The organism is Amycolatopsis sp. SID8362 (assembly GCF_010550475.1).
GTDB lineage: Bacteria > Actinomycetota > Actinomycetes > Mycobacteriales > Pseudonocardiaceae > Amycolatopsis > Amycolatopsis eburnea.
Genome location: NZ_JAAGNB010000801.1, coordinates 1 through 3,638 on the forward strand (window position 1 = coordinate 1; position 3,638 = coordinate 3,638).

Genomic DNA, 3,638 nt, shown 5'->3' on the forward strand with positions numbered 1-3,638 from the left:
GTGCACGGGTCAGGCCCGGTCGCGGACCTTCAGCGCCCACGCGATCAGCGGCCACTGCAGCGGCAGCCGTCCCCACGCGATCGCCCGCTGCGGCGCGGTCTTCGCGTCCACCGCCATCTTCACGTTCGCCGGGAACACGCCCAGGAACAGCAACGCCGCCGCCAGGCCGCCCACCCGCCGGGTGCGGGGAGCCGCCACCGCGGCCGCGACCGCCAGTTCCGCCACGCCCGAGCCGTACGTCCACGCCCGCCGCGAACCCGGCAGCGACGCCGGGATCAGGGCGTCGAACGGCTTGGGCACGGCGAAGTGCAGGACGCCCATGAAGCCCAGCGCCCCCGCCAGGAAGTGCGCGGGCCGGTGCGGATCAGCCATGGGGTCATCGTTCCACGCGGCGGCCCGCCACCCGGTTGGGCTATCCTCCGGGCGTGAGTGACGCTCGACACCTGGCGCCGGGAGCAGGTGCATGAAGGCCCTCAAGCGGTTGCCGCTGGGCAGTCTCACCGATCGGCCGGACCACGAGCTCGTCGGCGTCCTGCGGATGCCCGAGCTGACGGTCAGCCCGCTGCGGTCCATCGTGAAGCGGATCATCGGCGCGCTGCTGGCGCTGCTGGCCACCGTGATCATCGTCTACCTCGACCGCGGCGGGTACCGCGACGCGAACGGCGACGGCCTGTCCCTGCTGGACAGCCTGTACTACGCCACCGTCTCGCTCTCGACCACCGGCTACGGCGACATCGCGCCCGCCACGTCGTCCGCGCGGCTGGTGAACGTCCTGGTGATCACCCCGCTGCGGGTGCTCTTCCTCATCGTCCTGGTCGGGACCACCCTGGAAGTGCTCACCGAGCGCTCCCGCCAGGCGTTCAAGATCCAGAAGTGGAGGACGAAGGTGCGCGACCACACGGTCGTCGTCGGGTTCGGCACCAAGGGCCGGTCCGCCGTCAACGCGCTGCTCGGCGACGAGAACGTCGCCCCGGGCCAGATCGTCGTCGTCGACACCGACCAGCAGGCCCTGGACGCGGCGAGCGCGCTGGGCCTGGTCGCCGTGCACGGCTCGGCCACCCGCGCCGACGTCCTCCGCGTCGCCGCGGTGCAGCACGCGCGCGCGGTCGTCGTCGCCCCGAACCGGGACGACACGGCGGTGCTCGTCACCCTCACCGCCCGCGAGCTGGCGCCCAAGGCGCACATCGTGGCGTCGGTGCGGGAGGCGGAGAACGTCCACCTGCTCAAGCAGTCGGGCGCGAACCAGGTCGTCGTCTCCAGCGAGACGGCCGGGCGGCTGCTCGGCATGGCGACGTCGACGCCGCTGGTCGTCGACATCATGGAGGACCTGCTCACGCCGGAGTCGGGACTGGCCATCGCCGAGCGGCCGGTCGAGCCGGCGGAGGAGGGCGGGTCGCCGCGGCACCTCTCCGACCTCGTCCTCGGCCTGGTCCGCGACGGCGTCCTCTACCGCGTCGACGCCCCGCAGGCCGACGCCATCGAGCCCGGCGACAAGCTGCTGTACGTCAAGAAGGTCACGCAGGCGGAGAAGATCGAACAGCGGTAACGGCACCTGGGTTTCGGTCGCGGAATCTGGAACCATGGCCGGGTGCCCCCGCGATCCCTCGCACTCAAGTGGCCCACGGTGGCGATCCCCGCCGCGGCGGGCGTGCTCGTCGTGCTGCTCGCCTGGCTGGCCGGGCCCGGGCTGCTGGGCATCACCAATGACAACCTCGGCGCGCCGGTGCAGGCCGAGGTCACCAAGCCGGCGGCGTGCGACAAGCCGGACGCCGTCGAGACGGTCAAGTTCACCGTCGCCGGCAAGCCCCACGAAGGCACGCTGAACGGCTGCGGGCACGGCCAGGGCGAGCGCGTCGAGGTCAGCGTCCCGGAGGAGCTGCCGGACCAGGGCCCGGTCGCGGTGCACGCGGCCGACACCTCGGTGGGCTCGTCGGACGCGCGGCGGCCGCTGGGGCTCGCGCTGCTGGTGTTCGCGTGCTTCTCCGGCGGGATGTTCGTCTACCTGTGGCTGAGCATCCCGCTGCGGCCCAAACCCGCTAGCTGACGAGCGCCCCAAGGTGGCCTTGGTTGCGTCAGACGCACCCAAGGGGCCCTTCGTTGCGTCTGACGCACCGAAGGCCACCTTGGGGCGCTTGCCGGGCCATGTCGACGAAGTGTCGCGCCGAAACCCGCTAGCTGACCTCGGAGGACGGCGCCGCGAAGGTGTTGCAGTCCGCGATCCGGTTGCTCGTCGCGCCCGCTCGCCACCAGGCCGCGTAGTGGGCGTTCGTGCCGTGGTCGTGGCTGCGGGAGGTGTTGTCGCCGCGGGTTTCCTGGTCGTTCCAGGCCTTGTTGTACATGTCGCGGCTGATCGTGCCGCCCTGGTCGACGTGCGCGCCGAGGAACATGCCCGAGAAGCACTGGGCCTGCAGTTCCTTGCGCCGGGACATCTCCAGGCCGGCGGGGCTGTTCTGGCCGGCCTCGTAGATCTTCTGCCAGGCCGCGTCCATCAGGCCCGCGACCTCCTGGACGTGGTGGCCGTACTCGTGCGCGAACAGGGCCAGGTAGACGCCGGGGTTGTTGCCGTACTGGTCGGTCTGCAGCCCGCGGAACGGGACGTACAGGTTGTTTTCGCAGTAGTACGCGGCGGTCGCGATGCCGACCTGGATGGTGCCGCACTCGGTTTCGAAGCTCGCGCCGGTTGGGAAGTGCAGGGCCGGCGGGGTGAACGGCAGGTGGTAGGCCTCGAGGAACGGGCCCCACGCCGCGTCGAGGCACTTGCTGGCCGCGGTGAAGAACGCCTCCGCGCCTTCCTGCGTGCTCTGCCAGGCCGGGAGCGTGCACACGCGGTTCTGCAGGCCCGCGTTCGGGTCCTGCAGGATGGGGTGGTCGGCCAGCTTGAGGACCTTCTGCGGGCCGGTCGCGCTGGGTGACGGCGTTTCGGTCGCCGGGTTCGACGCCGACGCCGGGGCGCCCGCGCCGCCGGGGGGCAGCGGGGCCGGGCTGTCCTGCGACGACGGCGCGTCCCGGAAGTTGGGGTTGGCCAGCGGCGTCTCGGAGCGGTTGAGGGCCACGATCGCGACCAGCCCGAGCACCAGCACGGCCACCGCGCCCAGGCAGACGCCGATCACCGCCGCCGGGGAGCGGCGCTTCGGCGCGGCCACGGTGTGCGGTTGGCCCAGCCACGGGAGATCCGGTTGCGCACCCGGCACCGGCGGCGGCTGAACGGTTCCGCGAGGCGGTACCCGGCCGTGGGGCGGTTGCGTCACTAGGCAGTCCCGAAGGGTCTCGGTACGGATCGGGGGTACCCGATCCCGCGGTTCAGCATATCGGGGGAACGGGCCGTCCCGCACCCGTCCGTGCGCGTGGTGTCACGGCGACCGGACGTCACCCCAGGTCTGGCCGGGTGAAAGTACCTCTGAGAGAGTGTCCGCAAGCAGGCACTGCAGGCGAGGGGCTTCGATGACAGACACCGGTGGCGCGCCCGGCGGAGAGGGCGCCGACACGCCGACACCGAGCCAGGGCGTGCCCGCGGCTCCCGCCCCCGGATCGGGTGAGCCGAAGCCGACGGAAGATCACCACGCGTCACCGGCCACGCCGCCGCGCGGCTGGCAGGCGCCGGACACCCCGCCCGCCCCGCCGTCGCCGCCGCCGGGCTG

Annotated in this window: 4 protein-coding genes and 1 pseudogene; 3 read left to right on the forward strand and 2 right to left on the reverse strand. The window is 72.5% G+C overall.

Annotation, left to right across the window (positions count from 1 at the left end; translation table 11 throughout):
• Nucleotides 1-9: 9 nt before the first annotated feature.
• Nucleotides 10-372, reverse strand: coding sequence for a hypothetical protein (locus G3I65_RS24810; RefSeq protein WP_160698232.1), 363 nt, complete (start codon nucleotides 370-372; stop codon nucleotides 10-12).
• 91 nt (nucleotides 373-463) lie between these two features.
• On the opposite strand from G3I65_RS24810, the gene G3I65_RS24815 reads away from it, so the two are divergent.
• The gene (locus tag G3I65_RS24815; RefSeq protein ID WP_160698233.1) at nucleotides 464-1,546 is read left to right on the forward strand and encodes a TrkA family potassium uptake protein; all 1,083 of its coding nucleotides are present in this window, start codon (nucleotides 464-466) and stop codon (nucleotides 1,544-1,546) included.
• Between the two features lie 78 nt (nucleotides 1,547-1,624).
• Nucleotides 1,625-2,044, forward strand: a complete 420-nt coding sequence (locus tag G3I65_RS24820) for a hypothetical protein (protein ID WP_160698235.1) — start codon at nucleotides 1,625-1,627, stop codon at nucleotides 2,042-2,044.
• A 127-nt stretch (nucleotides 2,045-2,171) separates the two neighbouring features.
• Here the strand turns inward: G3I65_RS24820 and G3I65_RS24825 are convergent, their stop codons facing one another.
• Nucleotides 2,172-3,191 carry a neutral zinc metallopeptidase gene (locus G3I65_RS24825; RefSeq protein WP_160698234.1) on the reverse strand — a complete coding sequence of 340 codons (1,020 nt, stop codon included), beginning with the start codon at nucleotides 3,189-3,191 and terminating at the stop codon, nucleotides 2,172-2,174.
• Between the two features lie 250 nt (nucleotides 3,192-3,441).
• Here G3I65_RS24825 and G3I65_RS24830 point away from each other — a divergent pair.
• Nucleotides 3,442-3,638, forward strand: a pseudogene (locus tag G3I65_RS24830) (hypothetical protein); the annotation flags it as partial.

Excerpts from the sequence above, each read along its gene's own strand:
- G3I65_RS24810 (WP_160698232.1), bottom strand. The coding sequence starts at position 372 with ATGGCTGATCCGCACCGGCCCGCGCACTTCCTGGCGGGGGCGCTGGGC.
- G3I65_RS24815 (WP_160698233.1), top strand. The coding sequence starts at position 464 with ATGAAGGCCCTCAAGCGGTTGCCGCTGGGCAGTCTCACCGATCGGCCG.